Origin of the sequence: Cellvibrio sp. PSBB023 (assembly GCF_002007605.1) — a bacterium.
Classification (GTDB): domain Bacteria; phylum Pseudomonadota; class Gammaproteobacteria; order Pseudomonadales; family Cellvibrionaceae; genus Cellvibrio.
This window is the reverse complement of the sequence record NZ_CP019799.1, coordinates 4,248,849-4,275,502: the sequence shown is the minus strand read 5'-3', so window position 1 is coordinate 4,275,502 and position 26,654 is coordinate 4,248,849. Positions and strand designations below refer to the sequence as shown.

Annotated in this window: 30 protein-coding genes; all 30 read right to left on the bottom strand. The window is 46.9% G+C overall.

What is annotated here, in order from left to right:
* Positions 1 to 29: 29 nt before the first annotated feature.
* Positions 30 to 857: a DUF4391 domain-containing protein gene (locus B0D95_RS18485; protein ID WP_078045238.1), complete on the bottom strand. Its 828-nt coding sequence runs from the start codon at positions 855 to 857 to the stop codon at positions 30 to 32.
* Positions 850 to 4,089 (bottom strand): helicase-related protein, encoded by a 3,240-nt coding sequence (locus tag B0D95_RS18480; RefSeq protein ID WP_078045237.1) that lies wholly within the window; start codon positions 4,087 to 4,089, stop codon positions 850 to 852. The genes B0D95_RS18485 and B0D95_RS18480 overlap by 8 nt, the downstream gene beginning before the upstream one ends.
* An 11-nt stretch (positions 4,090 to 4,100) precedes the next feature.
* Positions 4,101 to 4,211, bottom strand: a complete 111-nt coding sequence (locus tag B0D95_RS21165) for a helix-turn-helix domain-containing protein (RefSeq protein ID WP_371453695.1) — start codon at positions 4,209 to 4,211, stop codon at positions 4,101 to 4,103.
* 343 nt (positions 4,212 to 4,554) lie between these two features.
* Positions 4,555 to 6,894 carry an SNF2-related protein gene (locus B0D95_RS18470; protein WP_078045235.1) on the bottom strand — a complete coding sequence of 780 codons (2,340 nt, stop codon included), beginning with the start codon at positions 6,892 to 6,894 and terminating at the stop codon, positions 4,555 to 4,557.
* Positions 6,895 to 6,989: 95 nt separating this feature from the next.
* On the bottom strand, positions 6,990 to 7,643 hold the full coding sequence (locus B0D95_RS18465) for a hypothetical protein (protein ID WP_078045234.1): 654 nt from the start codon (positions 7,641 to 7,643) through the stop codon (positions 6,990 to 6,992).
* Positions 7,644 to 7,653: 10 nt separating this feature from the next.
* Positions 7,654 to 8,766 carry a DUF6094 domain-containing protein gene (locus B0D95_RS18460; protein ID WP_078045233.1) on the bottom strand — a complete coding sequence of 371 codons (1,113 nt, stop codon included), beginning with the start codon at positions 8,764 to 8,766 and terminating at the stop codon, positions 7,654 to 7,656.
* A gap of 2 nt (positions 8,767 to 8,768) precedes the next feature.
* Positions 8,769 to 9,317 (bottom strand): DUF3275 family protein, encoded by a 549-nt coding sequence (locus B0D95_RS18455; RefSeq protein ID WP_078045232.1) that lies wholly within the window; start codon positions 9,315 to 9,317, stop codon positions 8,769 to 8,771.
* A gap of 250 nt (positions 9,318 to 9,567) precedes the next feature.
* Positions 9,568 to 10,800: a hypothetical protein gene (locus B0D95_RS20705; protein WP_210403649.1), complete on the bottom strand. Its 1,233-nt coding sequence runs from the start codon at positions 10,798 to 10,800 to the stop codon at positions 9,568 to 9,570.
* A gap of 88 nt (positions 10,801 to 10,888) precedes the next feature.
* Positions 10,889 to 11,167: a hypothetical protein gene (locus B0D95_RS18445; protein WP_078045231.1), complete on the bottom strand. Its 279-nt coding sequence runs from the start codon at positions 11,165 to 11,167 to the stop codon at positions 10,889 to 10,891.
* A gap of 8 nt (positions 11,168 to 11,175) precedes the next feature.
* Positions 11,176 to 11,598, bottom strand: coding sequence for an antirestriction protein (locus tag B0D95_RS18440; protein ID WP_078045230.1), 423 nt, complete (start codon positions 11,596 to 11,598; stop codon positions 11,176 to 11,178).
* Positions 11,599 to 11,704: 106 nt separating this feature from the next.
* Complete coding sequence (locus tag B0D95_RS18435) at positions 11,705 to 12,172, bottom strand: RadC family protein (protein WP_078045229.1); 468 nt, start codon at positions 12,170 to 12,172, stop codon at positions 11,705 to 11,707.
* 843 nt (positions 12,173 to 13,015) lie between these two features.
* Positions 13,016 to 13,822, bottom strand: coding sequence for a DUF3577 domain-containing protein (locus B0D95_RS18430; protein WP_168172482.1), 807 nt, complete (start codon positions 13,820 to 13,822; stop codon positions 13,016 to 13,018).
* Positions 13,823 to 14,064: 242 nt separating this feature from the next.
* A complete protein-coding gene (locus B0D95_RS18425) occupies positions 14,065 to 14,286 on the bottom strand; it encodes a hypothetical protein (protein WP_078045227.1) in 222 nt (73 codons plus the stop codon).
* Positions 14,287 to 14,298: 12 nt separating this feature from the next.
* Positions 14,299 to 14,508, bottom strand: a complete 210-nt coding sequence (locus tag B0D95_RS18420) for a hypothetical protein (protein WP_078045226.1) — start codon at positions 14,506 to 14,508, stop codon at positions 14,299 to 14,301.
* A gap of 493 nt (positions 14,509 to 15,001) precedes the next feature.
* Positions 15,002 to 15,175: a hypothetical protein gene (locus B0D95_RS20595; protein WP_168172481.1), complete on the bottom strand. Its 174-nt coding sequence runs from the start codon at positions 15,173 to 15,175 to the stop codon at positions 15,002 to 15,004.
* A 42-nt stretch (positions 15,176 to 15,217) separates the two neighbouring features.
* Positions 15,218 to 15,415: a hypothetical protein gene (locus tag B0D95_RS18410; protein ID WP_078045224.1), complete on the bottom strand. Its 198-nt coding sequence runs from the start codon at positions 15,413 to 15,415 to the stop codon at positions 15,218 to 15,220.
* A gap of 56 nt (positions 15,416 to 15,471) precedes the next feature.
* Complete coding sequence (locus B0D95_RS18405) at positions 15,472 to 16,221, bottom strand: complement resistance protein TraT (protein ID WP_078045223.1); 750 nt, start codon at positions 16,219 to 16,221, stop codon at positions 15,472 to 15,474.
* Positions 16,222 to 16,270: 49 nt separating this feature from the next.
* A complete protein-coding gene (gene csrA, locus B0D95_RS18400; RefSeq protein ID WP_078045222.1) occupies positions 16,271 to 16,459 on the bottom strand; it encodes a carbon storage regulator CsrA in 189 nt (62 codons plus the stop codon).
* 22 nt (positions 16,460 to 16,481) lie between these two features.
* Positions 16,482 to 16,904, bottom strand: a complete 423-nt coding sequence (locus B0D95_RS18395) for a hypothetical protein (RefSeq protein ID WP_078045221.1) — start codon at positions 16,902 to 16,904, stop codon at positions 16,482 to 16,484.
* The gene (locus B0D95_RS18390) at positions 16,885 to 17,268 is read right to left on the bottom strand and encodes a hypothetical protein (RefSeq protein ID WP_078045220.1); all 384 of its coding nucleotides are present in this window, start codon (positions 17,266 to 17,268) and stop codon (positions 16,885 to 16,887) included. Before B0D95_RS18390 ends, B0D95_RS18395 begins: the two co-directional genes overlap by 20 nt.
* A gap of 3 nt (positions 17,269 to 17,271) precedes the next feature.
* Entirely contained in the window at positions 17,272 to 19,212 is a 1,941-nt protein-coding gene (locus B0D95_RS18385) for a DNA topoisomerase (RefSeq protein ID WP_078045219.1), read from the bottom strand.
* A 15-nt stretch (positions 19,213 to 19,227) separates the two neighbouring features.
* Positions 19,228 to 19,713: a single-stranded DNA-binding protein gene (locus tag B0D95_RS18380; RefSeq protein ID WP_078045218.1), complete on the bottom strand. Its 486-nt coding sequence runs from the start codon at positions 19,711 to 19,713 to the stop codon at positions 19,228 to 19,230.
* Positions 19,714 to 19,974: 261 nt separating this feature from the next.
* Positions 19,975 to 20,505 (bottom strand): hypothetical protein, encoded by a 531-nt coding sequence (locus tag B0D95_RS18375; protein ID WP_149867948.1) that lies wholly within the window; start codon positions 20,503 to 20,505, stop codon positions 19,975 to 19,977.
* A gap of 133 nt (positions 20,506 to 20,638) precedes the next feature.
* Complete coding sequence (locus B0D95_RS18370) at positions 20,639 to 20,875, bottom strand: hypothetical protein (RefSeq protein ID WP_078045216.1); 237 nt, start codon at positions 20,873 to 20,875, stop codon at positions 20,639 to 20,641.
* Positions 20,876 to 20,885: 10 nt separating this feature from the next.
* The gene (locus B0D95_RS18365; protein ID WP_168172480.1) at positions 20,886 to 21,581 is read right to left on the bottom strand and encodes a hypothetical protein; all 696 of its coding nucleotides are present in this window, start codon (positions 21,579 to 21,581) and stop codon (positions 20,886 to 20,888) included.
* Between the two features lie 41 nt (positions 21,582 to 21,622).
* The gene (locus B0D95_RS18360; protein WP_078045214.1) at positions 21,623 to 22,507 is read right to left on the bottom strand and encodes a PFL_4669 family integrating conjugative element protein; all 885 of its coding nucleotides are present in this window, start codon (positions 22,505 to 22,507) and stop codon (positions 21,623 to 21,625) included.
* Positions 22,508 to 22,857: 350 nt separating this feature from the next.
* Positions 22,858 to 24,162, bottom strand: coding sequence for an STY4528 family pathogenicity island replication protein (locus tag B0D95_RS18355; RefSeq protein WP_149867947.1), 1,305 nt, complete (start codon positions 24,160 to 24,162; stop codon positions 22,858 to 22,860).
* Between the two features lie 5 nt (positions 24,163 to 24,167).
* Complete coding sequence (locus B0D95_RS18350; protein ID WP_078045212.1) at positions 24,168 to 24,716, bottom strand: STY4526/YPO1902 family pathogenicity island replication protein; 549 nt, start codon at positions 24,714 to 24,716, stop codon at positions 24,168 to 24,170.
* Entirely contained in the window at positions 24,716 to 26,410 is a 1,695-nt protein-coding gene (locus B0D95_RS18345; RefSeq protein WP_078045211.1) for a ParB family protein, read from the bottom strand. The genes B0D95_RS18350 and B0D95_RS18345 overlap by 1 nt, the downstream gene beginning before the upstream one ends.
* Entirely contained in the window at positions 26,400 to 26,651 is a 252-nt protein-coding gene (locus B0D95_RS18340; RefSeq protein WP_078045210.1) for a hypothetical protein, read from the bottom strand. Before B0D95_RS18340 ends, B0D95_RS18345 begins: the two co-directional genes overlap by 11 nt.
* Between the last annotated feature and the right edge of the window lie 3 nt (positions 26,652 to 26,654).

The window sequence follows — 26,654 nt, the reverse complement described above, 5'->3', positions numbered from 1 at the left end:
CTCGTAAGTGTTCTGCGTTTGCAATTCGGTTACAGGAGCTCAGCTAACTGCTTGAGCTTTAGTTCTAGATGTTTAATTTGGGTGTTCAACATAACCTGCTGGCTGAACTCGGCCTGCTTGATCTGGGTGCGTAATTTTTTAACTTCTTGCTCGATTTTCTTATATTGTTGGAGTTGTTCTTGTTGTTGTTCAGCGGATTCGCCGGATACTAAATGGAAACGTCCGCTGATTTCGGCACACTGCAACGCTTGCACGCGAGCCATCAACGTTTGATAGAACTGCCAGAAATTGCTGTGTGGCAACCCTCTAAGGATCAGGCTGTTTAAAAATGCTTGCTCTGTATCTGTCACTCTTGCCAATGAAACCCAAGGCGATGTCAGAAGCTCTTCTATCACCCATTTTTCTTTGTCAGCTTTGTTGATTCGTTTATCAGCAAGGCAGATGGCCAGTTGTTCACAGGCTTCTGACAAATCTGTTTCTTTTGCTTCCGTTAGACAAAAAAAGATCACCACCGGGTAAGGTATCGCCCGGTTGATTAGGTGGCCAATACGCTCAGCGCTTTTGCCGTTGCTTAATTCGACTTGCAAGAAGGCTAACTCACCATAATCACGGAGGTCGTCGCTATATGGCGCTATATTGATAGTGGTGGGCTTTAAGGTGTAGAGCCAACGGATTTTATCAACATCGTCTTTCAGTGCTTTTTTGTCTTTGGCATCAAGGTCTGCGTGTTCCTGAAACATTTTTTTGTATAGGGGTTTGTTAAGCACGCAGCTGTCAGGCACATTCAGGCTATGTAGGAATGCTTCAAAATGGGGTAGCCCTAAGCTCAATCCCTTACTCAGGTTCGGCTCAGCCATGCTCGCCTCCCGTAAGCACCAAATAAGAAACCACCATAAAGTCTTCAAGACCCTGGCTGGAGGTGGCAGTGAGCACCGTGCCGCCTTTGGTAAACAAGCTTTCGATTCCTTTTTCTTCGCTCTTGCCGGAAATGCTATCCACAGCAACGGCCAGTAAATGCTGAAAGTGGCTCATATCACGCCCATGGCGTGTAACACGGTTAACCTCGGCTATGGCGGGTTGATCAGGCGTTTTTTGTTTAAAGGCTTCACGTTTGAGCAGATCGAGTATTTTTTTACTTTGGGTAAAGTTCAGCTCAATCGCGATACTGCCTTCGACATCACCGGTCACGTAGACCATGAAGTACGGTGCAAGTGGATAGTTATCATCTACCTGAACTGCTTCTTTGCCACTACGGATATTTTTCAGGCAGAAGATCACGCCGGGTTTAATGCCATCTGCGGCCAGATCTTCGTCAATACTGACTGCGGCATATAGCCCTAGCGGGGCTTGTTCTAGTGCTGCTAGGCGAGCTTTGTCGCTCATATAGCCTGACAGATCCATGCGGAAGTCATTGAGGGTGAGGTCGGTAATAGATACACCGCCGCTCATATCCTCAATATCGACTACAGCGTCTTTAAGTTGCTGTAGCTGCCTGCGCCGGTATTCCAGGTCATTCATGTCTTTGGCGCTTTCATCAATGACGTTTTCTTCACCGGTCGCGGAAATATCTAACAACACCATACGCCCTGATACTCGCGCTTCCAGGTTTATGTATTCATCCAACTCCATATTGGGCCAGAAGTTGATGAGCTGAATTTGAGTATTTTTGCTGCCGAGACGGTCCACACGGCCAAAACGCTGAATGATGCGGACCGGATTCCAGTGAATGTCGTAATTGATGAGCGTATCGCAATCCTGCAGGTTTTGACCTTCACTGATGCAGTCGGTAGCAATCAGTAAGTCCAGTTCTATAGTTGCCGTTGGGTCTACTTTACTGCGCTCTTTCGAAACGGGTGAGAAGGCCGTAAGAATATTGTTAAGGTCGGAGCCTAAGCCCGTAATGGTAGTTTTATTGGGCCCGCCACCGGTGACCAGCGCACTGTGAATTCTCAGCTCGGTTTGAGCCCATTGAGCCAAATGGTCATAGAGGTACCGAGCTGTGTCGGCAAACGCAGTAAAAACGATGACCTTTTTGTTGCTTGGATTAAGCGGGTGATGCACTTTTTGCGCAATGGCTTGCTTCAGCAGCTCCAGTTTTGCATCTCGGGCTGCATTCACACTTTGCGCGGTTTCAGCAATGTGGGTAAGGAATACGCGGTCAGCTTCCAGTTCCTGCCGGAAGCGGATCAGATCCATATCCTGCAGCAGCACTTTGGTTTTGTTGCCCACCATGTAATCTTCCAGTTCGGTGGATTCCAGCTCAACGTCGTGGATATCTTCGATATTGAGCTCGGTCAGCTCATCGGATTCGTGGGCATCAATTTTGGCCAGGAGTCGATCTACCTGCTGCGCCAGTTTGGTGGCCGTCAGGGTAAAGGAATGAATGGAGCTTTCCATGCGTTTGAGCAGATTAACGCGCATGAGGTGAATCAGGCTTTCTTCACGGTCTACCTGTTTGAATACCCCTTTGCCTCCGCCAACGGCTTTATCGTAACGGCGGGCATATTCGGCCTTTTTGGCTTCGCGTACAAACTTGAGTGGTGAGTAACCAGCCAAGGATAAACGCCGTATGGTTTTGTTGACATCCTTTAACGGAGGAAACTCGCCGGATGCATCGATATCAGCATAAATATTTTTCGGTGGCAAACGAGTCGGGAAGCGGCCTATATCCGCCGTACCGTAGTATTTTTCAATATGCTTGCGCGAACGAGCGATAGTCACGATATCTAGCAGCTTGAAATAATCGAAGCTCATGATGTCGAGTAATGCAGCAGTGGTACGATTTTCGACGGGTTCACTCACCCATTGGTTAAACTGCTTCTGGGCGAGGCGCAGGGTGGTTTCAATATTTTTAATGCCCAGTTCCGAAAAAGCATCGTCCCGACCCTCGGTAATGAAGGCGACCTGATTTTTCAGATCGTTCATGCGATTGTTTACTGGGGTTGCAGACAGCATGAGTACTTTGGTTTTAACACCGGAGCGGATGATGTCATTCATCAGGCGCTCGTAACGGCTTTTACCTTCGGCTTTGCTCGGTGTATTGCGGAAGTTGTGGGATTCGTCGATGACCACCAAGTCATAGTTAGCCCAGTTCAGTGTCTCCAAGTTGATTTCGCCGGAATAACCTTTCGGTCGGGTCAGATCGGTGTGATTCAGGACATCGTAATTAAACCGGTCTGCAGCAAGCAAGTTGCGCTTATCGTTGACCGCATACATCGTCCAATTATCACGGAGTTTTTTGGGGCATAAAACAAGCACTCGGTCGTTACGAAGCTCGTAGTACTTAATTACCGCAAGGGCTTCAAAGGTCTTACCCAAGCCCACGCTGTCGGCAATGATGCAGCCGTTGTGTTTTTCGAGTTTGTCTATCGCGCCCAGTACACCATCTTTCTGGAACTTGTAGAGCTTGTTCCACACCAATGTGTCTTTAAACCCGGTCTTACTGCGAATGATATTGTCTTCGTCAATGTCTTCGAGGAAGTCTTTGAACAGATGAAACAGCGTTAGGAAATAAATAAAACTGGCCGGTTGATCTGCGGCGAGCGCATCTAATCTGGCAACAAGATCATCTTTGATATCACGGACATTGTGCGCATCAGCCCAGACGCTATCAAACCACGCTAGAAGCTGCCGGGTACTCTCCGAATCAGACAGTGCCATATTCATTTGCAATGAATCGGAACGTACTTCACCCAGACCGGTTGGGGTGAGTGTAGCACTGCCGCTGATGGCAAAGTTTTCTTCCGGGGACTGCAGATGAATTATGTTCTGGCCTGGCTGGGGTCGCACACTGGCTTTCACTTCAGCTTTATTTGCTAGCCATTGTGAGAACTCGCTGGCGATACGCTTTTGTTGTAGTTGGTTCAGCAGCCGGATGTCTGATTCAGAGCCGACCAGATTTTGCAGATTGAGCGAATCCCATTCTGTGAATATGATTCTGGCAGAGTCCAGCTGTTTGAGTTCGTGTTTCAGCGAGGCAAAACCAAATAGGGTAAAGAGGCTCGACAGAACAGAAAGTCTGGAGCCTGCAAAGGTGTATTTTTTCAGTTCGCTGCCAACGTGGCCGCTGGTTTTGTTATCCAGTAACACCCCAAGATTCCCTATTGTTGTTTGTCATTTTTTTGTTCTTCTATCCATTTCTCGAGGTCTTCGCGTTTGAATCGCCAGGATGTGCCCACTTTGAAAGCAGGTATCTTCGATGACGTTGCCATACGATAAACAGTTCGCTCGTTGAGCTTGAGGTACGACGCGACGTCCTTGACGGTCATTATTTGCTCACTCATTTGCGTTATCCGCAGTTAGTTAAGGGTCATTAATTTGTGTCAGGATAGTACAAAAATGTCTTCATTTGGACAGCCAAGTCAATTAATGTCAAGCGCTTCAAGCGGCTGATGTTGGTTTGGCAGCGCTTGTTTTTATTCAGTGCTGCCAAGTGATTAGTAAAAATGTGGCAGAAATACTACCTGACAAAATGTGTCGAATACTATTACAGCGGATGACTTGGGTTTTCCGATGCATAAAAAAGCCCTCAAAAGAGGGCTAAATTTTGAACAGTTACGCGGCGATTAAATCCCTAGCCATCGCCATTTCAATGCTATCCCCGCGCTGATTGAGTGAATCCAAACCTGACTCCGGAATATCCCCCGAGGTGGATTGGCTTACTGCAATCTTCTCTGCCATCAACGCCAAACATCGGCTTTGGGCAGATTGGGCATAGCCGAGGAACACCACTTCCACCCCGTGCTGCTGACCAATTCGCCAGGAGCGGCGAGCGGCTTGCATGAGGGTGTAAACGTTGTACCCAGTCTGCATAAAGACAATCGATGGGAACTCCAGCAGATCCAGACCGGTTTTAACCAGCTCCGGATTGCAGATGAGTACATCAATACCCTTATCGACTTGGTCGGCTACCCAGTCTTCGCGCTTCTCTGTGGCTACCGTTGCTTTGAGAACAGCTACTTTAAGCCCAGCGTTTACCAGTATGTCCTTTAGGCGCGATGAAGTATCGCGCTTACCGGTATAGCTGGTGTAAACCAACACTTTGCGGCCTGCTTGCTGTTGCTCCAAGCAGTAATCCTTGAGCCAGGTTTCTTTCGGCGATTCCCTGTGCTCATCAAACACACTGGGAACAAATGCCAAGAGTTGCCTGGTTCGCGGATGCTTGACCGTCTCCGGGCGAAAGCAGCAATCCGGCCATGCTAGAAGTGTGTTTAACACCACGCCGAGCAAGCTGTTATCGCCCTTCGCTAAGCCTTGCTTTAACTCATTGCTTAGGCTTCGCTCAAGGTTTACATAGTGCTGGCGCTGGTCGCTATCCATCTCGATATCAACATAGCGCTCAACGTAGGGCGGCAACACTTTCTGCCCGATGTCCTTCAACTTCAAGAACACCGTAAAAGGCAAAACACACTGTGCAATACCTAGTGGCCCAAACCCCGGCCCCTTAACGGTATTAACCGTAATCCGTTTACCGCGCGCAGTGCGATGGTTGTCACCCTCTTTGATTTTGCAGATATCCTTGAGCACACCGTGCTCACGCATAAATGCCATCGAAGCGGATGCCATAGAGCCACGCTCACTGCAGCGATACCCTAACTCGATCATTCGCTGGGGCATGATTCGCCACAGCAAAAAGAACAAGTCACTGGCATAGCCACCCATGAGCGTACCAGTCAATAACAACACCTTACGCGAGAGCGACGCTAACACACCCATTGCCTGGCCTTGCGCGCTACCTTCGTTCTTGTACTCGTGCCCTTCGTCCACCACCAGCAGGTCAATAAAACCCTTGGGGATGTAACGCTTGAGGAACTCGGTTGCCTGGTATCCACCTTGCCCAAAACTGAACTCGGTGGTTGCCAGTGCGCGCTCCATTCGTGACGCTTGCCGGTCGGAAAATACCAGCTCGCCGTTTTCATCCATGAGGTTTACAAACTCATAGATGTTATCGGCCAACATACCTTCCAGCATTTTTGCACCAAAGGCACTGATTAGCCGGTCGGCAGTTTTAGGGCCGATGGTTGGCAATTGGCACAAGGCTTTTTTAACGACTTCGCCTTGATCGCATGATGTGGATTTGGGGCGCATGAGTGACCATAAACCCATTGCACATTTGCGGCAGCGTAGCTGTTTAGTTTGCGATTCGATGTCAGCCATGGAAAACAGGCCGCCATCTTCATCGCGCACAAACTCACCACAATGCGGGCAGGCTGGGTGCTCTGTTGCCAGTGCAAACTTGCGAGAGCCTTCGCCGGTTTGATCTTCACAGACCAAGCGACGAAACTTCCGCAATGCCACAGCATGGCGCCAGTGATACCCCAAACGCATACGCACACGACCGATAATAAAAAACTCGGGTGCATCACTAGGCGCTACTCGCAACTGCTCGCGCAATTTGAGTAACTTGCCGAGAGTGTCTGGGCCATTAAGCACCCAGACTCTTGCACCCTTAATCGTCTCCTGGATTTCGCGCCGCCACTTGTAAACTAAGTGGGGTGGGCTAATGACCAAGACGTGTCGCATGTCTTGCTTGAGTGCGATGGCGGCCAAGCTGATCGCCATCATCGTCTTGCCGGTGCCCATTTCTGCATTCAAAATTGCAGCACGCTCGTTCTGGTCGAACAATAATGCCGCGAGTGCTCTAACCGCATCCGCTTGCGCTTCAAACGGTTTTCGCAATAAACCTTGCAACACAGCGTCGCGCTGTTCATAAACAACCTCACGCGAATACACAGGTGGGTTGTCACGTTCAACAGCCGCTAATAAATCTGCGCCAAAATCACGAATAAATTCCTGCAGGGCTATTACATTTGCAGGGAGTTCATTAGCCAATTCAGGAACAGGTGTTGCAGTTTCGGTATCGCCTGCTTGGGTATTAATAGTTTCATTGAGCATTTTCAGGATCTCCAAAAAAGAAAACCCGCGTAATACTCCCCGAGGGTAAGTACTACCCTCGGGGTCAGATTGATTTTCAAAACAGAAAATCGTGATTAAAAAAGTACACCTTGCGGCGCACTGGATTGATTAGCCTGTGGTTCAGCAGAATCCTCCAAACTCAGTAGCCCGGTTTTTACACCCTGACTAACCGCTTGCTCGAAGTCTTCAGCCGGTAGTGCAATTCGAAAACCTTGCACACCCACACCAACAAGCGGCTTCAACCACTCGTTTACAGTCAACAACTCCATCACCTCATTGCGCCAATGCTCCAACAGCGGAACTTGGCTTAGCGATTGAACTGAAGACCAGGCACGCAACCACATCTGTGCACGGGTTTCATCCGGCCTGCCAATAATGTAAGACTCACCATTGGTGCGGTCAGGTTGTTGCAATGCAGGATCAAAAATCCACACATTACAAAAACTACCCAGTACCGTCGTAGGCGGTGTTTTGCCAGTGACCTTGGTGAGATCTCCTACACGCCCGGCATAAATGCGTTGGATGTCACCGGACGCAGACTGCAATGTGAATGAACGAAGGCCTTGTTCGTGATTGGCTAGTGTTAGCCGCGCAAAAAATTCTTGCATAGTGGTTTCGCTTCCCCAAAAACTTCCAAAGATCCAGCGATCACCATCCATCAAATACGCATCAACAAATAACGGCGTAGTGGATTCCACAACTGAAAATAACGAATCACAAATTTCCATATTGCGCCCCTTATCGAATCGTAAAAATGTTGCCGAAATCAGCAGAGTGTCGAGTGACATCGATGGCTTTGATAACCGGAACAAAGCGATCGGTTGCGATACGCTTTTCTTCCAAATTGCCATCCTCATCTTCCGAAAACTCTACCGCCACTTCCTTCACTTTGTGGGTTCCACCTTTCACCAATAGTTGGCGCCCGGATGGGCTTTCAACAACACCGGAAACCTGACCAGCAGCCAGCATTAATGCCAGGTGCCAATCCGATAATTTCCGCACAGGCCTGCGCTTCACCGTTGTTCGCTGATTGAAGTGATTCGCAAAGTCGTGCCAGAGGCACGCATGCTTATCAATCACTTCAGCCACCAATTCACGGGTTGGCACATTACTGCGAATATCGACAGGGCGTTTTTGTTGATCCGCTGTCAATGTTGTGACCTTATAAAAACGGTCGGGCACTTCGGGCAGCTCCGGTGCAACATTACGATCGTTCGCCACATCCAGCAGCAGATTGATCGAATCCGAATTGCCTTGCCCTTCAACACGTCTGCGAAAACCCATCACCACAATTTGTCTAAATTGATTCTCAGGCAATCGATACACACCGATTGAATCCAAACACCGTGATAATTGCTTCGCTAAATGGCGATCAATCACATAGTGCGGAATGATGTATATCAACAAGCCACCAAACGACAGCATGGGTAGCGATCGATTGAGAAAGTATTTCTCCCAACGATCACGACCACGCTGATCCTGATCACGCACCACCTGGTCAGTAATGCGATCACCATAAGGCGGGTTGAGCCAGAGTAAATTGAACTGCGACGATGACACTGTGCAGTCATTAAAATCAGCGTGAACGACATGATCCAACAAGGTTTTCGCATTCGCTGCGCGCTCCGCATTAAATTCAATACCTGAACTAAATACAGTTGCACCTGCCTCACGGCAGAGGTGCGCACACTCCGCTAATGCAATGCCTTCACCACAGCAGGGGTCAATCAGGCGCAATGCGCCTGAATTGATTTCCAGCATGGCAAGGATGCGACTGATTGAAGCCTCATCCGTTGGAAAGTAGCCATTCTTAATAAAGTTGCGTGCCAGTCGCTGGAAAATAAGAGCCATAATTACACTCCTTTTTTCCAGGTAAGATTAGGCGCGTCATACTTGTAGCCTGATTGTTTCAGGTAATCACACTGCTGCCGCAATGAAGCACGACCCACCGTAGGATCAAGTTTTACAACGGAACCTACAGGCCAAAGCGCGCCAAATAATTTAGCGAGCCCTTCGTCATCATCCACTTCACCCAGAGCATTTACCTCGAAAGGTATTGCTGGAGGCGGAACAGGTTCAGGCTCATTACCGTTGTAATCTTCTATCAAAGGATCTTGCTCTAAAGACTCATGTTGCGCAGGCGAAGGAATCGCATGTTTCGCAATCATGATTGCACTGAGTGCCGCGCGAATTTCAACCACCATCCGGCCACCTGAAAAGTAGCTGTTGGGTTTGATTTTCTCGATAACAAAATCACCTTCATAAATACCCTCCTCGAATTCTTCGATTGTGGCGTCTTTTACGGTGAATGAGCCAAGCGAACAGTCCAAGGTGCCAACGTTAAAAGAACCGAAGCGACCGGGCACTGAGCGAATGTTGATTTTTCCGGGTACAGAAATCATGGTGTTTTCTCCTAGCTAGGGATGAAAAAAGAAAAACCCCAGTAAGAAAAACCACGCCCATTGGGAATGATTATTCCCAATGGGGTCAAGGTAGGATCAGGCTTTCGCCTCGCTGCATTGCAGATCTGTGTGCAGCTTTCTAAGGGCAGCGCGAGACTGTACTTAAATCGTTATTCCGCAGCCTTCTCGTAGGATTAAAAAAACTCTGGAATAAAGCCCCCTATGCAAAAGCAATCGGGGGCAAAAATAATTAAGTCGTTCTAACAAAATACAGAATTGAATTTACACCAGTCGCCTTGAGAGTCATCTCATGACCAATCAATGCTCCCTCCAATTCTGCACGACTACAAATTGGCTGGCTTCCAAAATACACCGCACCACTTATAGCCGCACCTTCCAGATCGTCGTAGCTGTCAGTAAAAATACAAGCTACCTGGCCGCTACAACTTTCTAAAGGGTCTATTGAGTAAATTAAATCCCAATCAACAGTGACAAATTGCTCGGTATGGAAACCCCGGAGGCAACGGAACACTGGGAGATCGTTAGGAGAAAATTCACTCCCAGTGCTCGCTTCAGAAGACACGGGCAATAACTCTTCCGCCGATTCATCCTCATCATCGATAACGACTAGCGCAAAGTGCAAGACCTTCCATGAATAGAGCACGGAAAGCTCGCTTGCATATTCCTCGGCGAGAGCATTCGATGAAAAATCACCAACACACTCGATGCCGCCTCCAACACAATGCAAATACACGCTATAAAGCTCAGGATTCTCATCATCAACTTCGTAATGTGTCCCATCAGGATCATCTGCGACGTTGATATTGCGAACTCCATGAACTTCAATGGCATCATAATTGGAAGGGTTACCCGCAATTATTGAATCAGCATACTTACTATTTACTTCAGTAGACTCGGGCAATAACTCTTCTGCCTGGTCACTGTCCTCCTCCGGAAATAGTTCATCCACATGAAATCGCAGTACATCCCAATTAATGCCAACCTCAGCATTGTGGCAACGATCAGCCGCTTGTAAAACTGCACCAGCTTGCTCATCCGTTAAGTCAGGCCGAATAGATTGAACATCTTCGACACACCATTTAACCGCGATGGAAGTAATCTGTTTAGATACTTTTGCACTCTCGTCGATATTTGGATAAAACAAACGGCCAAGAGCCATTAGCTGACCATCCGTGATCTCATCCATGCAATCCTGGATCTCATAAAAATCCTCTGGTTCACATGCTTCACGCGCGCAATCTTCAAGAAAGCTACGTTCATATTGATTTAGTGTATTAGTCAACGAATTACGAAATGCAATCCAGTTACGCACCAGTAAAGCATTGACCTCTTCACCAAAATAAACACTACTGCAGGGCTTCATATCCCATTGCTCAAGCCAATCCAACATTGCTCCGAAATCTGAAGCCAACGCTTCTTTATCGGCAATCAGGTCATATTGAGCACGAATTGTATGAGTCATAACATTCTCCCGAGAAAATAAGAAAGCCCGGAAGAATCCACTCCCGGTGGGAAATGAATTCCCACCGGGCGGATTAGTAAAAAAATATTTAACGATGAATATGGTTACTGATTTTGCTCAAGTCCAAATCTAATCCAGAACCATCATTGTGATACTTCAATATAAAAGCATCGATAAAAAATTCAAAATACCCATAGGTGGCAAAATCTGCACACCAAACCCAGTCTTGATCGCCATTGCTTGGACGCATGTAAACACCAAACAAGTTTGGCGTTAAGGCTGGGTCAGGTGATGTCGTTTCAACCACATCACCCGTATTTTGATTAATAAAGCACGCACGAACCTCGATCTGCACACGATCACTCATACTTCACCTCAATCGATGGCACAAAGGATTCGATTGGCTTCAGGATGCTCACCCACAAATTCACGCAGCAGGTGATACAACTCGATGAGATAGTCTGTTTTATGCTCGTTAGCCAATTGGCCAATGGCAAACATGTTTACTACCAGGCTTGCTGCATCCGCCGTCATCTCGCCTTCAAAACCATTGCTGGCTATGGACAAATAGAACCGGGCATTTGAATTCAGTGACATGTAAAAACCACCATTGCTCAAATCAACAAATTCCCAGTATCCGCCTTTGTAGTCATCTGTAAACACTTCCAAGTAACGATACACAAGAGATTCAAACACTAAAAAAATGCCAGGGAATTTCTTGGGCAAAGTAGCTGCGCGCAAATGACCAGGAACTACAGTGGCGACTATTGATGAAGTTGAAGCAACTTCTGTACTCATGATGATTCTCCTTTGAATAAAAATTAAAACCCATTGAAAAATCATCATGCCCGTGCGGGAATGATTAATTCCCGCTGGGGTAAGGTGGCCGAAGCCTGGATTGAAACTACAACAAACCGCGCTCTGCAAACGATGTGGATTCAGTGCCCGAAACAACAAAGTGATCCAACACACGAACATCAATGAATTCCAAAGCAGCTTGCAATCGCTGTGTAATTCGCTGATCCGCTTGGCTTGGCTCAACAACCCCGCTTGGGTGATTGTGTGCCAGCAAAACGGCTGCCGCGTTATATTTAAGTGCTGCTTTAAGCACCTCTCTTGGATACACACTTGCGCCGTCGATCGTTCCCATAAACAAATCGTCTGCAGCAATTAAACGATTTTGATTGTCCAGAAATATAACGCAAAATATTTCACGCTCTGCTCTGCCCAATCGCATCATTAGATACTGCCTGACTAGGTCCGGACTGGTTAACAATGTGTCGCGCTGCTCCATCATGGATTCCATAATGTGCTTTGCGGCATCAATGACTTCGTCAGCGGTTGAATAATTAAATGTTGGTTGGCTGCCCATCGTTTTTCTCCACAAAAAAAAGCCCGTGAAGAAAACCGACTCCCGCTGGGAATAGATTTTCCCAACGGGCCAACTAATTGAACGGGGAGTAAACCCCGATTGAAGGTAAGTGCCGCCTTTCGGCGAGATCATCACAGATACACGAGGTATCGCCGCACTTGTGGATGATCGTGATTAAGATCGGCGAAAGACGCCGTACTTAAACTGAAAAACGATGCATTAATTTTCTGCCAGGCAAACAATTAATGGATAGCATTTCAAAATGGGATTGCGCATCCCTGCGCAGTGCTGTGTTTGTATTGATGGGTCGGATCGCCACAAACCTAACAATCGAGCACAGTCAAATCTGCACAACGATTTCGTCTATTTTGATGCGGACGAGCGCAAGTTTGATTGACTGTGAGCAATGCTCTGATAGAGCAACGCAGCGTTTTTACAGCGACATTGCTGTGTCAAAGCACTGCTTACGAATCGTGACAAAGAGCAGCCTTAACACCCTAAAGAGCACTAAGGCTGCTGTTTTGATTGAACATATTCCATCTCACTGGAATAGGCATTCTGGGGGCAGATAGAGAGGTGTGCGAGGTTGCCAGCTAGACAGGAACACACGACTCAACCCAGCGTGAAGGTACAAGGAGGCTTTCACCTTGCGAACGTTTAACCCTGTTTGGTTCGCCAAACTCCTGGAAGGAGCAAAAGGCCCGGAGACAGCCGGCACTGGAGAATCTTAATCATACCATAGGGTTTTGGTTTTCAGGGAACCTAAACCCTTTGGTATGACGCCTCAGGGGGATGGTTAACCCACCCCGAGAAGCATCATAGTTACAGACAGCAAACGCTGACCTAGCGAGCCTGCTGAGTCCGACCTTGATAAGCGCCCTGCCGGTTGCTTTGAGACTTGCTGTAGTTGCCTTGCTGCTTTGGGGCAGCTTGCAGCTTCCACAACTTGTCACTTGCTGAGAACGAATAACCTGCCGCCTTCAATGCTGCATACTTTGCATCAAAAACCGGGTCACTTTTCTCAAGCGCGACACTGGCTAAGCACCAGGCAAGTTTTTCACTGTTCCAGCGATAACCCGTGTCTTTCAAGCGCGCCTTAGTTTCTTCAAAATGAGGCTCGCTTTTGTCCAGGTTTACCACTAACGGCAGTTCAAAAAGCCCATCAACAATTGGAATGTCTTGAGCAGCTGGTTGTGCTGGCTGCTTAGCGTTGACTCCAAAATCGGTCGTCGTATCTTTCTTCAGGTCTACCGCAAAATCCCCGACTTTTAATGCGATCAAGGATATGAGATTGGCCTGCCAACTAACGCCCAACTGACCAGCATTCTTACTGCTATCAGGGTAGACAAATGGCTCTACACAGATATCAGAAATTCGTGCCGTAACAAACACCTTGGAGCTATCAGCATTAAGCTGGTTCGCATAAGGCTTTAGGATATCGACAACCTTTGGATTGACAATATTGATACTGATGTAAGTCTTACGTGGTTTTTCTGGATTGCCTTCCAACATACAAAAGGTTGATACCCAAAACGGTTTAAAATCCTGACCGGCCTTTGGGGTAATTTCCTTCAGGCCATTCAGATAACCGCACGCCTCAGTGTGAGCGTTAAACCAGCGAATGTTTTTCTCAGAAATAGTGTGTGACATGGTATTTCTCCTAGCTAGGGATGAAAAAAGAAAACCCCAGTGGGAAAAGACCACGCCCATTGGGAGTGATAATTCCCAATGGGGTCAAGATAAGGTCAGGCTTTCGCCCCGCTGCATCGCAGACCTGTGTGCAGCGTTTTAAGATCAACGTGTGACGTTGGACTTAAATTTTATTCCGCAAGCCTCTCCAAGAAAGGCTTAGGGAATAAAGCCCACTCAATGAATGGGCAATTACAACAACTTTATGGATGAATGCAGTCCTTCAACTTAGCAATCATAGCGTTTATAAGGTCAGCTTCTTCTGTATTCAAAACACCTAAGCCCCGATCATATGCCTTTAGCACCGCCGCACATTCATCCCGAGTAAGCTCCACAGTCAGAAGCATATCCCGGGTTAAATCTCGGTAGTAATCCAAATCATTAGCAGGGAATAAATCTGCAAGCGATGATTGTGTATCAGTCATTTGAACTCACCCTTAACAATTTGGACGCTGTGTCCAAGAATTCTCAGCCAGTGCGAGCGCTGCTTGTGATTCAGTAGCCCAATACTCAACAGATTCACGACTGTAAGGCCCTTCGTCTGTACAAGTTCCAATATAAAAACCGGCACGAGACTGAAGCACTTGCAATGGCAGTTTGGGGCCATTAGACAATGCCGCTAAATATCCGAGAGAAGTTGTGTTCATAAATGTGGTTTCCTGAATAATTGAGGAAACCTACCCATGGGATAAGTAATCCCCAAGGGTTTTTGAGATAGGCAAAGGCCTGTTTGAAGGTAAGCACCGTCTTGCAACGAAACCGCTTTAAGTGCTGTGGCGGTTCTATAAAGATTAAATCGAATCAAGCGAATTAATGATAATCGACTCACCATAAATCTCAAGCCTATTTGCGAGATTACCTAGACAAATTGTTCAATACATGTAGCAGCCAGCAAAATCGCTGATATACCTACAGGAACAAGGCCTGACCTATTCGGGATGAAAAAACATGCAGATTACAACAATAAACAGGCTCAATAAGCTGACTCGAATAGTCGCGTTGCTATCGTGCTCAAAAAACCAAGGCAGATCATTAAATCCGAACAAGATTACGAGCGAATAGGAAAGCGTCAGCATTGCAATAGCAGTCACAATTGCCCAGCAGATTTGAACCATAGAAAAAGAAATTACTAATTTTCGCTCAGCCATGTATCGATGACACCAGATCCGCTTCAATTTGGTTAAGCACCTCAACATAGAACAAGGCTTTTGACTCAGAAAGCATTCCATTCAACTCAAAATCACTAACCGCCCTCCTAAGCTGCAAAGCTGAATCCTCAACAATTTTTAATCGCGCAAGCTTCTCTTCCATCATAAAAAATCGCTCTTATAAGCGTATTGGCGCATATCAGTTAATTTATTTTTCATTAATCTTGCGCTGAATATATCCATTAGCAAAAATAAATGGGGCACTAATAGCAAGTGCTTTAAGCATAAAAAGCACCCCATCAGTTTGGGTTTCAAACGGGATACTCTGCTGATACAACGCCCAAGTTAAAGATAGGCATAGCACAATAGATAGCAGCGCTATCATTACACTGAAAAACTTAGTCATAAGACAACCTCAAAAAAAGGCCACCGAAAGGTGGCCAAACCAGATCGCAACAACAATCAGAAAAATCCACTCATAGCTGAAGCGGTTTTTGAGTAAATTACAGGGGCGGCTTCCTCAAGTTTTAGGTTTGCCTTATTAGCCGTTGTAACAATGCGAGTGCGGTATTCCTTCATGTTGCTGGTCTCATCAATACTTTGTTGTGTGTACCCAGCATCGGAAACACGAGTTGAGATATCTGTTGCTCGTTTCACTAACGCTCCATTCTTGGTGCGCTCTTTAATCTGAATATCGCAAACCAGCATGTAGGTAATGTCATTAACCAGGGCACCACTAATCATTTCAACACCGGCACCTACCACGCCGCCTGCTACTGCACCTTTCCAATCACCACGAGCTGCTCCACCGATAGCGGCACCAGCAAGCACACCACCGCCTTCAAATCCTCTGTTCAACGCTTGATCGGATGCACTGGGTGATGCTTTTTCAAGATTTAACACAAATGCCGATAGAACAAACTGGGCTTTCTCAGGGTCATCAACCAACTGATAGTTATTGTCGTTTACCGCAAAACTTTCCTTTAGCAGTTTTTTAAATACTGCACGATCGAACTCTTGGACGCTGCTCTTAACATCGACAAATACTGTGCGCTGTGCAGGTGACACCGGATCAATAAAAATCGCAGTGCTTGTTCTTGTTTGCACATCCAGGTCTTTCTTTTTAAGTGCGGTGTTAGTGGCCGCACAGCCCGATAAGATCATTACTGTAGAGATGGCCAGTACTTTGGTTAATGTAAAGATGGACTTCATATAATCAACTCCGTTGATGAGTGTTGTTGGATAGGTTTTTAACGGTCTATTACTGCTGATTTTTTTTGTGATTTTTCTCCTGTTGTTTTCGTAGATAAATTTCTTCGCGGTCTACCTCCACATCCTTTGGAGCCTCAATTCCAATACGCACCTGGTTTCCATTCACTCCCATGACGTGCACACGGATACCACCACTGATGACCAGCGCCTCAGCTGGTTTACGGGTTAAAATTAACATTGCAATACTCCTTTACTTTCCGTTAGTTATTGTTGGTCGCACTTGATACTTCAAACCAAACGACACGATTCAAGTTATCCACTCGTAACATCCAGGCTTCACCCGCTAACGTTTGAAGCGCATCACTCAAACGTATAGGCCCCAGATTTCTAACTACTGCTGGCAAGGGCAACTTATTCAGCAACAAATCGTCATCGTTCATGCTTTGCCAGCGATATCCAGAACCTTTGAGTAGCTCACTGACACCATCACCTACTGAAGTAATATCGCTACCGAGCGAGACACTCACAATCGTCGATAACGGCTTTGCTTGATCCGATTGCGCCTCCAGGGATACCAAGGTGTAACGATCGGTGCGAGCCACTTCAGTCGCGTGACAATTAAAAGCGATCAGGCAGGCTTGTACTAACAACACATAAACAAGGTTATTGTTTTTTTGCTTCATTCAATTCTCCGAATTTTTGACGATTAAGCTGGGGATAATGCAACTGAAAAAGTTCTTTTTTTAAATCATCGATTTGCAAATCGACACCGATTAATTCGAGGAGAAGTTCATGTGAAGTCCTCCTTAACAAACGCAACCTGGACAACAATTTACGCTCTTGCAGAGTTGCCTCTTCAATTAAAGGGATCGCTTGTGCATAACCAACCGCTGCAATCTTTTCTTCAACCGCTTTTCGTAGCGTGAGAATTTCACGCGAGGGGTTGCTATAAACGAGGGCGCGAATTTCTTTTGAGCGGCGCTCCAGTTTATCGATCGCCTCTCGAATCAATAATTTCTGATTTTGAAACGTTGATGCCGCGATCATGAGTCAATGCATCCATTTGAAAAAACGGCACGTAGGAAAACGGGTGCAACCAATAAATGATCGTCCTGCATTTGCACCGTTGTTCAATTTTTTCACGGTCAGCTTTCCACCTTCGCAAGATGGACACTTGTCGCCGGGACTACATTCTCGTTTGACTGATTCTTTCTTGAGTTGAGCTACCGGCTTAACATCATCACTTTGGTTAGCTGCAACGCTCTCCCCTTTGAATACGTTCAGCTCGGCTTGCAGCTTTTCCCAGGCACCATGAACAACCGCTAGGTACTCCGCTTTACGGTGTGCGATTAGATCAAATGCTCCCTCTAATTCAGCGGTGTAGCTGTACTCCATAAAGGTGAATTGTTTATCCAGCTCAGCCACCATTTGAGAACCCACGGGTAATACCGTTAGCTGCAGTGTTTTTTTGTTTCGCTCGATGTACCCAATGGAGATGATCCGCTCGATAGTCGCTGCATACGTGCTTGGGCGACCGATACCCAGCTTCTCTAATTTTTCTACCAGGGTTTTTTCGGTATAGGGACTTTCGGGTTCAGTTGTCTTATGTTTTAGATCGACTTTAAGTGGAGTCAGAGCATCACCTTCGGCAAGCTCGGGAAGACACTGGATCAATGTGGCCGACTCATCGCCCTCTGCATCATCGCGCTGCTCACGTGCCACAAGAGGCTTTAACTGTTCATCTTGTTTGAACTTCTCTGCTGCTACACGCCAGCCAGCGAATTTGCTCTTGCGTGACCGGCTTACAAAATTATCTTCATTGCCATTCACAAAATTAACAGTCACGGATTGATCTTCACCGTCAGCCAGTTGCGACTGCAATGTGACCAACCACACCAACTCATAAACTTTTGACAAAACAGGATCATCAACGCCTGCAAGACGCGCATTCATCAGATCGATATCGGTAACGCGCAAACACTCATGCCCCTGCTGTGCATTAGCAGACTGTTTGATGACTCTCTGCGAGAGAGGAACGGGTAATTTGTTTCGTTCCGCAAACGAACGAACAGATTGAGAAAAATCATCTGACATGGTGGGGCTATCAGTACGGTGATAGGTAATTAACCCAGCCTCAAATAACTTCTGCGCAGCATCCATCGCCGCCTTGGTGGTCAACTTCAATGCTGCAGCCATCAGCCGAACATAAGTCGTCGTTATAAGGGGTTTGGGTGCCGCCACCTTGCGCGGTACCTGAAGCACTTTCACAACCTTTAAGGTATGAGTGCGCGCAGCAACTCGCTTTGCTTCTTCCATGTCAGTAATAAGCTGACCTTGTGGAATAACTGGCTTCCAAACGGCTTCAAACTCTATTCCGGCTTTAACGAGGCTTGCAGTAACGCCATAGTGGACAACTGGCACAAAGTTGCTGATCGATCTCTGACGTTCATCAATCAGCTTTACGGCTACTGATTGCACTCGACCAGCGGATAGAAAACCCGACTGACCACGTGCTTTAAATTTTTTGGTTAACTCAGGCGATACCAAATAGCCAACATATCGATCAACAACGCGCCTCGCTTCCTGCGCGCGCACTAACGACCAGTCCACGCTACGTTTTGCCTCGATAGCGCTCTCAATGGCTTTGCGGGATATTTCGGTATAAGTAATGCGGGAAACTTTAGCGCTATGAGCCTTTCCGAGCGTATTCACAACATGAGCCGCAATTGCTTCACCCTCGCGATCAGGGTCGGTGGCCACATAAATGAGATCGGCTTCCTTAGCGGCCGCCTGGAGCTTCGTAATAAATCCCTGGCGACCTTCGGAAACCACATAGTCTGGTTTGTGATGGGGAGGCTCAACACCCATGCTATCGCGTGGCAAATCTTTAAAATGACCAACCGTGGCCATTAATTTAAACCCAGTAAAATAACCCTGAATTTTCTTTGCCTTGTTAGGTGATTCAACAATCATCAACACACGCTGCGACATGGTAGCCCCCTACAACTATTGACCCGATTGCTCTGCATAAGCGCGAGCGTATTCTTCTTCGGTAGTATCGGTAGCTGGGTGGCCTTCTTGGGCTGCACCTGTGGCTTGCTGAGGCCTGTTCTTTCTGGGCGTTAAATTGATAGATTCAATCCCCAACAGGGATAGCCCCACATGCGATGCCGAGACATTGGTGACTGAAATGGTTTGCCCTTCGCGCTCGCCTTTAGTTGCTACAAATTCATCCTGACTTATTTCGCCAATGACAAATACGCGAACGCCAGACTTCAGAATTTTATTAGCAGCTTCAGCGCGCTTACCCCAAAAACTTACAGATGCCCAGAATCCACCGTTATCTTCGTACTCACCGGAATCCTGATTCAATCTGTCGTAAGTCACTCGCATATCGAATTCAAGAACTGGTTTTTGTACGCCTTTAACTGGCACATACTTCAAAACGGGGTCTCGACCAATATTACCTTCACCAAAAAAGAAATTTTTCATTTAGGAATCATCCGTAGATCATAGATAAAATGTTTTATAACAATTTCATCTTCCCGATTTTAGTTGCATGTAGATAGGAGATATCCAACAAAACATCGTGCAAATAAAACGCTCATCGTTGAAAAAAATCAGATAAAAAATGGGCGCTATTCAGCGCCCTAAAAAGATGATGTCGTTGCTCGGGAAGTTGAAAGTCCTGCAACAATTGCAGTTTATTAAGAAAGGTAAATAATTGCGGCAATCAATTTGTATAAGGTGTGTTCAATAATCTTCGAGTGATTTCTTTCCGGTGAATCGCTCACATATCACATCAAACATGGTGAGATCCGCATATCGAACAATCCATGCACCTGCTTGAGCATTACTTTTGTCTGGTCTTATTTTTATATCCAGTCCAGACATTTGCGATAGATGCTCGGATAGACGATCCATCTCCCGTTTTAGTTTTACATCATCATTTTCATTCAGCATTTGCCGGAAGCTTGAAACACTTGTTCCCGATGATATGGCTTTTCTTGCAGCTTGTTCTTGTCGTTTTGGATCAACCCCCGCAATCGCACGGGCAAGTGAGAATGATATTTTCTGAAAAAGGAATAGCTCCTTCACTGGGTCAGATAGTTTTTCATGCAACCGAGAGTGGTGTCTTACCGTGTAATCCTTTAGGCCAGATAACCGCGCAATTTCAGCAGGCCGATAACCATCTTCAATTAGCTCAACGATTAACGAATACTGTCGTACTACATCCTCCTCCTGCTTCAATTTCTGAATTATTTTTTGCGCATAGAGACTCATGATAACACTCATCAATTCCAAAATTTTAATTTGCGTGTCCCGCGACACATTTATGATATTTTCCTTCCTGTTTTTTGCCCCCCCCTAAAAGGCTGTCATTTTTGCAGCCGCCGGTGCGTTCAGCTCCTCGTATTTACTGTGAATTCTCCCGCTTGATTTTTTCAGCCTTTAGTTCCTCAATAAATTGAGCCAGGAAGTTTCCCATATCATCTTTCAGTTTAACGATCCCATGATTACTTGCATGGAGCACCATCATGGCCTTTGCGATTTCAAAGGGTTCAAGTGATCTATCGAACTGATAATTAATTTTCTCGCCATCATCATTATTTTTTAATTTCAGTTCAGCTTTGGCTCGCAGGGCGTAAGACATTGAATACTCCTTAAGTCCCGTACAACTGATTCAGGATGTAAGCAACGTATTCACTATCCGGCAATGTCTTGAAGATTCGTTTGCCCATGGCATCAGCTTCCCGCTCGATAGACTCACCATAAAACGTTTCCCTATGCAGTTCATGTAATTCAACCAACACCTTTCTCAACGTCTTAAACGCTGCATTGAGAGAAAGCCGTATTCCATCGTAACCCGCTAACACAGGGTAATAATCGGGCGCGATCTTTTTCACATACTCCAACATCATCTGATGGTGCTCATGCCCTGCACTGAAAGGATGAATGCGCGTTAAGTGCGTCATTTGATACGCCTGAGAAAACACCTTGCCACTACGCCACTCCAGCGCAGCCGCACTGCGAGTGTGATTCAGCAGAATTTCTGCCAATCCCATCGACTTGATCTTTTCAGCTTCCACCCGATCACGGCCGGTTTTTAGGTTGAGAGCCAAGTACAACAATGCACAGTCACAACCTGCGGCATCGGCGCTTAATCGCTGCTGTTCAACCAGCGATTCCATTGCACTTTGAACTGCTTCAATTTTTTGCAGAATTCCGTGAAGCTTCTCAACCAAGCCTCGGCTCCCCTTATCCATTAAAAGGCCTTTTAAAGAACGGTCCATGATATTGGCTTCGCAAAATTGCGCCGCCGGTTGAATTACCATTTTCCGCGAAAATTCTGGATTCATAATTAAGCTATTCATGTTGGTTTTGGGTTTTGTCGCTGCACTCAATTGGCAGCCTGCGCCAAGTATTTCTCAAGCTCTTTACTCACGGGAGATATTTTTGCTCTTACTTCACCCGATAACACTTTATCCAATAAAACGAGCCTGCCTTCCTTCCGTTCTGCGTACATGCCTAACGCACGTTTTGCCACTTTGGTTTTCTTGCGGCAATCATCCCGAGTAACACCGGTACTAATCCATCGACTAGGCAATGCAAAAATGTTTCTCAACACACGCGCACTATCGGAAATAACAGCATCCCAATCCTGATCGCCCATCAAACCTAAATGTCTTGCAGTAAGTCCCAGTCTGACCATACGATCAAACTGCAATAACAACACGGTTGCTTTGTAAGCCCACGGGCAAAAAAACTGCAGATCAATACCCGCTGGCTTCACACTGGTTTGAATATCGATATCCAAACCATCCAAGCCTTCGATGATGTCACTAAGGTTCTTTTCGCGCTCAGTAAAAATCGATAATGCCTCGTGATACTTTGCCTCCACATCGAGAATGCACTGGTCTGCGTATGGATCATCCTTTTCAGCAGCAGACCACACCATTGCAATCTGACGCGCAAATCGAGCCAGCCCATAAATCGGTCTGCGCTTAGCATCTGGATCACCACGGCGTCCGCGAAATAAATTAATTGCCAAATGACTATGCAGCTCCATCTTGGCTCCCATCTTCATTTGCGATGGAAGCGGGGGAACTCGACCAGCAGCGGGATCACTGAGGCCATCCTGATTCCAATGCGGTCTCGACATGTGCGCAGTTAATGCCGCCCGACTCACACGCGCAGGTTTTGGTGCATCAGTCGCACTGGTTGTCACAGCCTGAACCTGTCCTTGCTGCTCAATCGTCACTGTGTCTTGCTCAGTTTTTTCCATATCAACCTCTGGTTAAATAAACGTGGAGTGGATTCCTATTCATCCAAAACTCCCAAAATAATCAGGGCATCGCCACGCGAACACCCAACCCAGCAATCCCTGCACCGCCTGCCAGAACTCTCAAAGCCCTCCCAACCATGTTATGAATGGGGAGCTAGTCCACCCAACCTTACATTGCTGTCAGGGTTTGGTACTGACTGGGATTATTGACAGGGTCGATCAGCCCCTCAGAAGCCTTGCCGTTGCAGGTGGTGCGCTTCTGACGGAAGTGAATTCTCTGTAGGAGCCTCCTACAAGGGTACAAAATGATCCAAGTTACTTTTAAACATGGCTCTTGCTGTAGGAGCCTCCTACACTCTTTTCAAATCCGGACTATCAATAAAATTCAACGTATCACCGTCATCCCGACACCGCTTCAACGCTAACGCCCACTCATCGGGGTACAACTGATTCGAGGACTGCAACAAAACCAGCTTGTGCAGATACCCAACCGAATCACGTATCGGCTCACGCCAACCGTGTTTCCACGCCGCAACATGTCCAAGCAGCTGGTAAATCACCAGCTCCTGACTGTGTTTGGGAAGAGGTTTAATTTTTTGCCAGATCACCGGCATGAGATTCGCACGGCCTGCAAACAACCACATCACGTAGGGTTTGAAAGGTTCGTGAGCAAACCAAGGTAAAAACTTCCGTACCCAAGCCTCTTCGCGCTCATGGTCATAATCACCCCAGCGACCACGGCGCTCGATTTCCAAATAATTCGCCATGCTCTCCGCATCGGCAGTGTTGATTGACTGGCCGCCTTGCGTGTGCACGCGCGCAGTAGATATATATTTATTATTAATAAAACTACTACTACTACCTTGAGAGAAAAAAATTTCTTTCCCAGCCGGAGCAAATTTTTTACTCTGGTTTAAATTTTCACCGTTTTCATCCGTAGCAAATTTTTTGCTTTGGTCGCTGTAAGTGCTTGATTCGCCGTGATTGGCATCAGTATCACTTTTTTCAGCCTCATCCACCGGAGCAAAATTTTTGCTCTGGTTGTAATAGAGGTCTTTCATTGCGCGACCAACACGCGCACCAACACGATCAAGCTCGCTCGGTAATTCACTGCTTGAAATGTTTCGTATTTCTTGAAGCACCTCTGATGCCGCTATTTTAATTTTCTGATTTTTACTTTGTGACTGATCCTCAAGAAAATCGACAAACGAATGGTCGATCTCCAAGGTGCTTTGTAGTGACATGGGTTCGTCGTTGAGCAAATAGATATCACCAACAAACCGGCCACTCCTGCGCACAGATCGACAGTAGGTAAGCCAACCGCGAATCCTCAACATCGTCTTGCTGGTTGTCACAGTCGGTGGGGAACAATTCACCATGGCCGCAATATCATTGCGGCGCGGTGTTGCCCCAGGACGACTGGGATCGCTGATCGCCAATCGAATCACCTGCCATGTGGTTTTTTCGACAGGAGATAACTGGCTATTAACAACCAGATGCCTGGGGAACGCATCATGGTGGTTGCCGGTAAACAGCACCGCCATGCCATCATCGTCATCTAGCTGAGTGCGCTGCTCAACGAGGTCGCGCTCTGCTCGATTAATCTGACGCTGTATCGCATCCATCGGTAGACTTGTTTTGGATTTCGTTTCCATGCGCATCACGCCAAAGACTTAATGGTGGTATATGCTTGGTCAAGGCCAATTCCGGTCTGGCGATGCAACTCCAAGTAGCGATCAAGCACATCCTCGACCGATTCCAACTGCTTCCATGCTCGCAACACACTCAGCTCATCTTCCTCGCTCAGCACCTCAATACGACCGCGCGTGTGCTCTGGTAGCCCCATATGCTGACGCCGTGAAGCAAACTCCCGGCGACTAATGCCTTTAAGTTCCTCCAGCATGGGTTGACGCATTCCCGCGCGAATGGCGGCATTGATCTGGTCGTCCTCACTGACTTTATCCTGAGCAAAACCCAAGAACATGCGCAGCGTTTGGGTATTCAATCTCACATCGAGCAATGTGCCGCGAAAGGTATTGAGACAAGCCAGTCTATCCACACTCACTTTACGCAGTTGCTCTGCAGTGGCTTCATCAATGGATGACAAACCAAGTTGCGACAACAGGTGTGCATCTTGGCTACGCAAGGCATCAGCTGCGGCAAGCAAAATTTGCTGGTTGATAATCATCAGGTGGTAATTCGCACTCATTACACACCCCCTGAATTTTCATCAAATGAATGGTCTGGCACTTCATCAACACGAGCTGATTCCTCAATCGTGCGGGTAATCATGATGGCCGCAATAGCTTCTAACTCTGCCAGTTCTTCCCATGCATCAGACATGAATTGATCGCCACGACATGCCTCGCCAAACATAATGAACCGGGCAAAATTGGCTGACGCCATCATGCCCAATGCATCCTCGGGATTATGATTCCCCATAAGATCCATCAATCGTGCCGGTGAATCCGGATAGCGAATCAATGCGATATTGTTAAGTGCGCACCAATGGATGCGCTGCAGCTCGGAGAGCCGATAAAAATCGTCACCACCTCTCAACACAAACCCCATATGTGCATCACGATTGTCGAGTGTGCACACCACGCTCTCGATCAATCCAAAACGGTTGGCATATTGCTGAGCAATTTCAAACGCACGCTCTTGTAGGCCAAAGGTTGTATGCCCGGGATGGCCGCGATACAACACCGGAGAACCACCCGATATTTCACTGATAGGAATTCGGTAGTCATCCTCGAATGAGTTGCTTGATGAAAGTTCAGGTGAGAGGAAGCCTCCCTGTTCGCCCTGAGTGGTTACATCCCAGGGCTGGCCACCGGTATTGAGAAATGTTGTGGGTGGTGTTGGAGTGAAATTTTCTGCAGCGTGTGTTGTAGGTTGAGTTGCTACCTGCTCTGGTGCCTGATTGCTACCAATGGTATTCGCAGATTCCTGTTTTTTTGTTGCCGTAGATGGTTTGGGTGCGAGCGGGACTTTCGGCTCAGGAACAAAATGCTTTGGTCGCATCAGCTCCAATCCTTTCATACCCTCCAGCAGCCCCTGAATTTGCGCTGTAACCGACATAATAGGGCCGTCGAGCCGCTGCGCCATTGCGCCGCACAACTCATACTCAACCTTAAATACATCAAAGCCATCGCCATCTAATGTTGAAAATACTGGCTTCCAGATTTCATCAAACACACCTTCGTCAGGTGTGCTTACCGCCTCCCAATAGGTGCGGCATACATCCAGCAGCTTCCTGATTTTTTTCACACGATCTATACCTATCCCAGACCAAAGCGCCTCTGGGATTACCGGCAAAAGGTTTTCTTCTGCATATAGCAAATGATTTAAGCTGGTCTGATCAATAGACCAACCCTCTGTGCTTATTCTTTTCGCCAATTCACGAATCGAAAGGGTTTTTCCATCTACCGCTTCCATTTCGTGTTTAATTTTTTTGGCATGCAATGCGCGTTCAATAAAAATCATATTGCCGCGCATTTCGTTTTCCACCGCATGACCAATCAGCATATCAAGCTGGTTTTTCCACGGATGAAACATCACATCAAGGCGATAAAATTTCTCGTCACCAGTTTCCACAAATAACTCTCGCAGTATCTGCAAGCGTGTATTACCACCGTCCTTAATCATGTAAGGGTCGGTTGGGTTTTTGCGAGTGACATTAGGGGCGTGATCGAGTCCGCGATTACGAATCGAATCTTTAATCTCATCGTACATGGGGTTTCTGGTCTGACGCGGGTTGTCCGTATACGCAACGATTTGATTGAGCGTGACAACGATGCGCGTAGGGATCACCGGATCAGACGGGACAACATCGCTGACATTACCTTGCAGGTGAGGGCGATTCAGAAGGCTGCTGACGGGGGGGCTATTTTTACTGCTCATTGCTCACCTCTCTGCCATCGCAAACTACAGCGTTCAAAAAATGCCCCACGCGAGTCTTGCCAGAACCGGTTTTACTAACAACAAGGGTTTTCCCAAAAACGCTTCTGGACTCAAAACGGTCGGAAGCAACTCTGTTGCCTGTAACTTCGATCTCATGCTGATTGGTATTGATGTGTGTTGGCTGTAAGTTCTCTACCCAATCCAGCTGTTCTTCACGGGTTTGAATGACATGCTTGTCCATGGC

What these genes read in the sequence shown, in the direction of transcription:
- B0D95_RS18390 (WP_078045220.1), bottom strand. Translation starts at nt 17,268, where the DNA reads ATGATCGCGGCATCAACGTTTCAAAATCAGAAATTATTGATTCGAGAG.
- B0D95_RS18420 (WP_078045226.1), bottom strand. Translation starts at nt 14,508, where the DNA reads ATGAACACAACTTCTCTCGGATATTTAGCGGCATTGTCTAATGGCCCC.
- B0D95_RS18340 (WP_078045210.1), bottom strand. Translation starts at nt 26,651, where the DNA reads ATGGACAAGCATGTCATTCAAACCCGTGAAGAACAGCTGGATTGGGTA.
- B0D95_RS20705 (WP_210403649.1), bottom strand. Translation starts at nt 10,800, where the DNA reads ATGACTCATACAATTCGTGCTCAATATGACCTGATTGCCGATAAAGAA.
- B0D95_RS18380 (WP_078045218.1), bottom strand. Translation starts at nt 19,713, where the DNA reads ATGAAAAATTTCTTTTTTGGTGAAGGTAATATTGGTCGAGACCCCGTT.
- B0D95_RS18350 (WP_078045212.1), bottom strand. Translation starts at nt 24,716, where the DNA reads ATGAGTGCGAATTACCACCTGATGATTATCAACCAGCAAATTTTGCTT.
- B0D95_RS18360 (WP_078045214.1), bottom strand. Translation starts at nt 22,507, where the DNA reads ATGGAAAAAACTGAGCAAGACACAGTGACGATTGAGCAGCAAGGACAG.
- B0D95_RS18370 (WP_078045216.1), bottom strand. Translation starts at nt 20,875, where the DNA reads ATGTCTTACGCCCTGCGAGCCAAAGCTGAACTGAAATTAAAAAATAAT.
- B0D95_RS18445 (WP_078045231.1), bottom strand. Translation starts at nt 11,167, where the DNA reads ATGAGTGATCGTGTGCAGATCGAGGTTCGTGCGTGCTTTATTAATCAA.
- B0D95_RS18395 (WP_078045221.1), bottom strand. Translation starts at nt 16,904, where the DNA reads ATGAAGCAAAAAAACAATAACCTTGTTTATGTGTTGTTAGTACAAGCC.
- B0D95_RS18440 (WP_078045230.1), bottom strand. Translation starts at nt 11,598, where the DNA reads ATGAGTACAGAAGTTGCTTCAACTTCATCAATAGTCGCCACTGTAGTT.
- B0D95_RS18455 (WP_078045232.1), bottom strand. Translation starts at nt 9,317, where the DNA reads ATGATTTCTGTACCCGGAAAAATCAACATTCGCTCAGTGCCCGGTCGC.
- B0D95_RS18345 (WP_078045211.1), bottom strand. Translation starts at nt 26,410, where the DNA reads ATGAGCAGTAAAAATAGCCCCCCCGTCAGCAGCCTTCTGAATCGCCCT.
- B0D95_RS18430 (WP_168172482.1), bottom strand. Translation starts at nt 13,822, where the DNA reads ATGTCACACACTATTTCTGAGAAAAACATTCGCTGGTTTAACGCTCAC.
- csrA (WP_078045222.1), bottom strand. Translation starts at nt 16,459, where the DNA reads ATGTTAATTTTAACCCGTAAACCAGCTGAGGCGCTGGTCATCAGTGGT.
- B0D95_RS18465 (WP_078045234.1), bottom strand. Translation starts at nt 7,643, where the DNA reads ATGGAAATTTGTGATTCGTTATTTTCAGTTGTGGAATCCACTACGCCG.
- B0D95_RS18435 (WP_078045229.1), bottom strand. Translation starts at nt 12,172, where the DNA reads ATGGGCAGCCAACCAACATTTAATTATTCAACCGCTGACGAAGTCATT.
- B0D95_RS18385 (WP_078045219.1), bottom strand. Translation starts at nt 19,212, where the DNA reads ATGTCGCAGCGTGTGTTGATGATTGTTGAATCACCTAACAAGGCAAAG.
- B0D95_RS18485 (WP_078045238.1), bottom strand. Translation starts at nt 857, where the DNA reads ATGGCTGAGCCGAACCTGAGTAAGGGATTGAGCTTAGGGCTACCCCAT.
- B0D95_RS18425 (WP_078045227.1), bottom strand. Translation starts at nt 14,286, where the DNA reads ATGACTGATACACAATCATCGCTTGCAGATTTATTCCCTGCTAATGAT.
- B0D95_RS20595 (WP_168172481.1), bottom strand. Translation starts at nt 15,175, where the DNA reads ATGATGGAAGAGAAGCTTGCGCGATTAAAAATTGTTGAGGATTCAGCT.
- B0D95_RS18365 (WP_168172480.1), bottom strand. Translation starts at nt 21,581, where the DNA reads ATGAATCCAGAATTTTCGCGGAAAATGGTAATTCAACCGGCGGCGCAA.
- B0D95_RS18470 (WP_078045235.1), bottom strand. Translation starts at nt 6,894, where the DNA reads ATGCTCAATGAAACTATTAATACCCAAGCAGGCGATACCGAAACTGCA.
- B0D95_RS18410 (WP_078045224.1), bottom strand. Translation starts at nt 15,415, where the DNA reads ATGACTAAGTTTTTCAGTGTAATGATAGCGCTGCTATCTATTGTGCTA.
- B0D95_RS21165 (WP_371453695.1), bottom strand. Translation starts at nt 4,211, where the DNA reads ATGGCAACGTCATCGAAGATACCTGCTTTCAAAGTGGGCACATCCTGG.
- B0D95_RS18375 (WP_149867948.1), bottom strand. Translation starts at nt 20,505, where the DNA reads ATGAGTCTCTATGCGCAAAAAATAATTCAGAAATTGAAGCAGGAGGAG.
- B0D95_RS18405 (WP_078045223.1), bottom strand. Translation starts at nt 16,221, where the DNA reads ATGAAGTCCATCTTTACATTAACCAAAGTACTGGCCATCTCTACAGTA.
- B0D95_RS18460 (WP_078045233.1), bottom strand. Translation starts at nt 8,766, where the DNA reads ATGGCTCTTATTTTCCAGCGACTGGCACGCAACTTTATTAAGAATGGC.
- B0D95_RS18355 (WP_149867947.1), bottom strand. Translation starts at nt 24,162, where the DNA reads ATGGAAACGAAATCCAAAACAAGTCTACCGATGGATGCGATACAGCGT.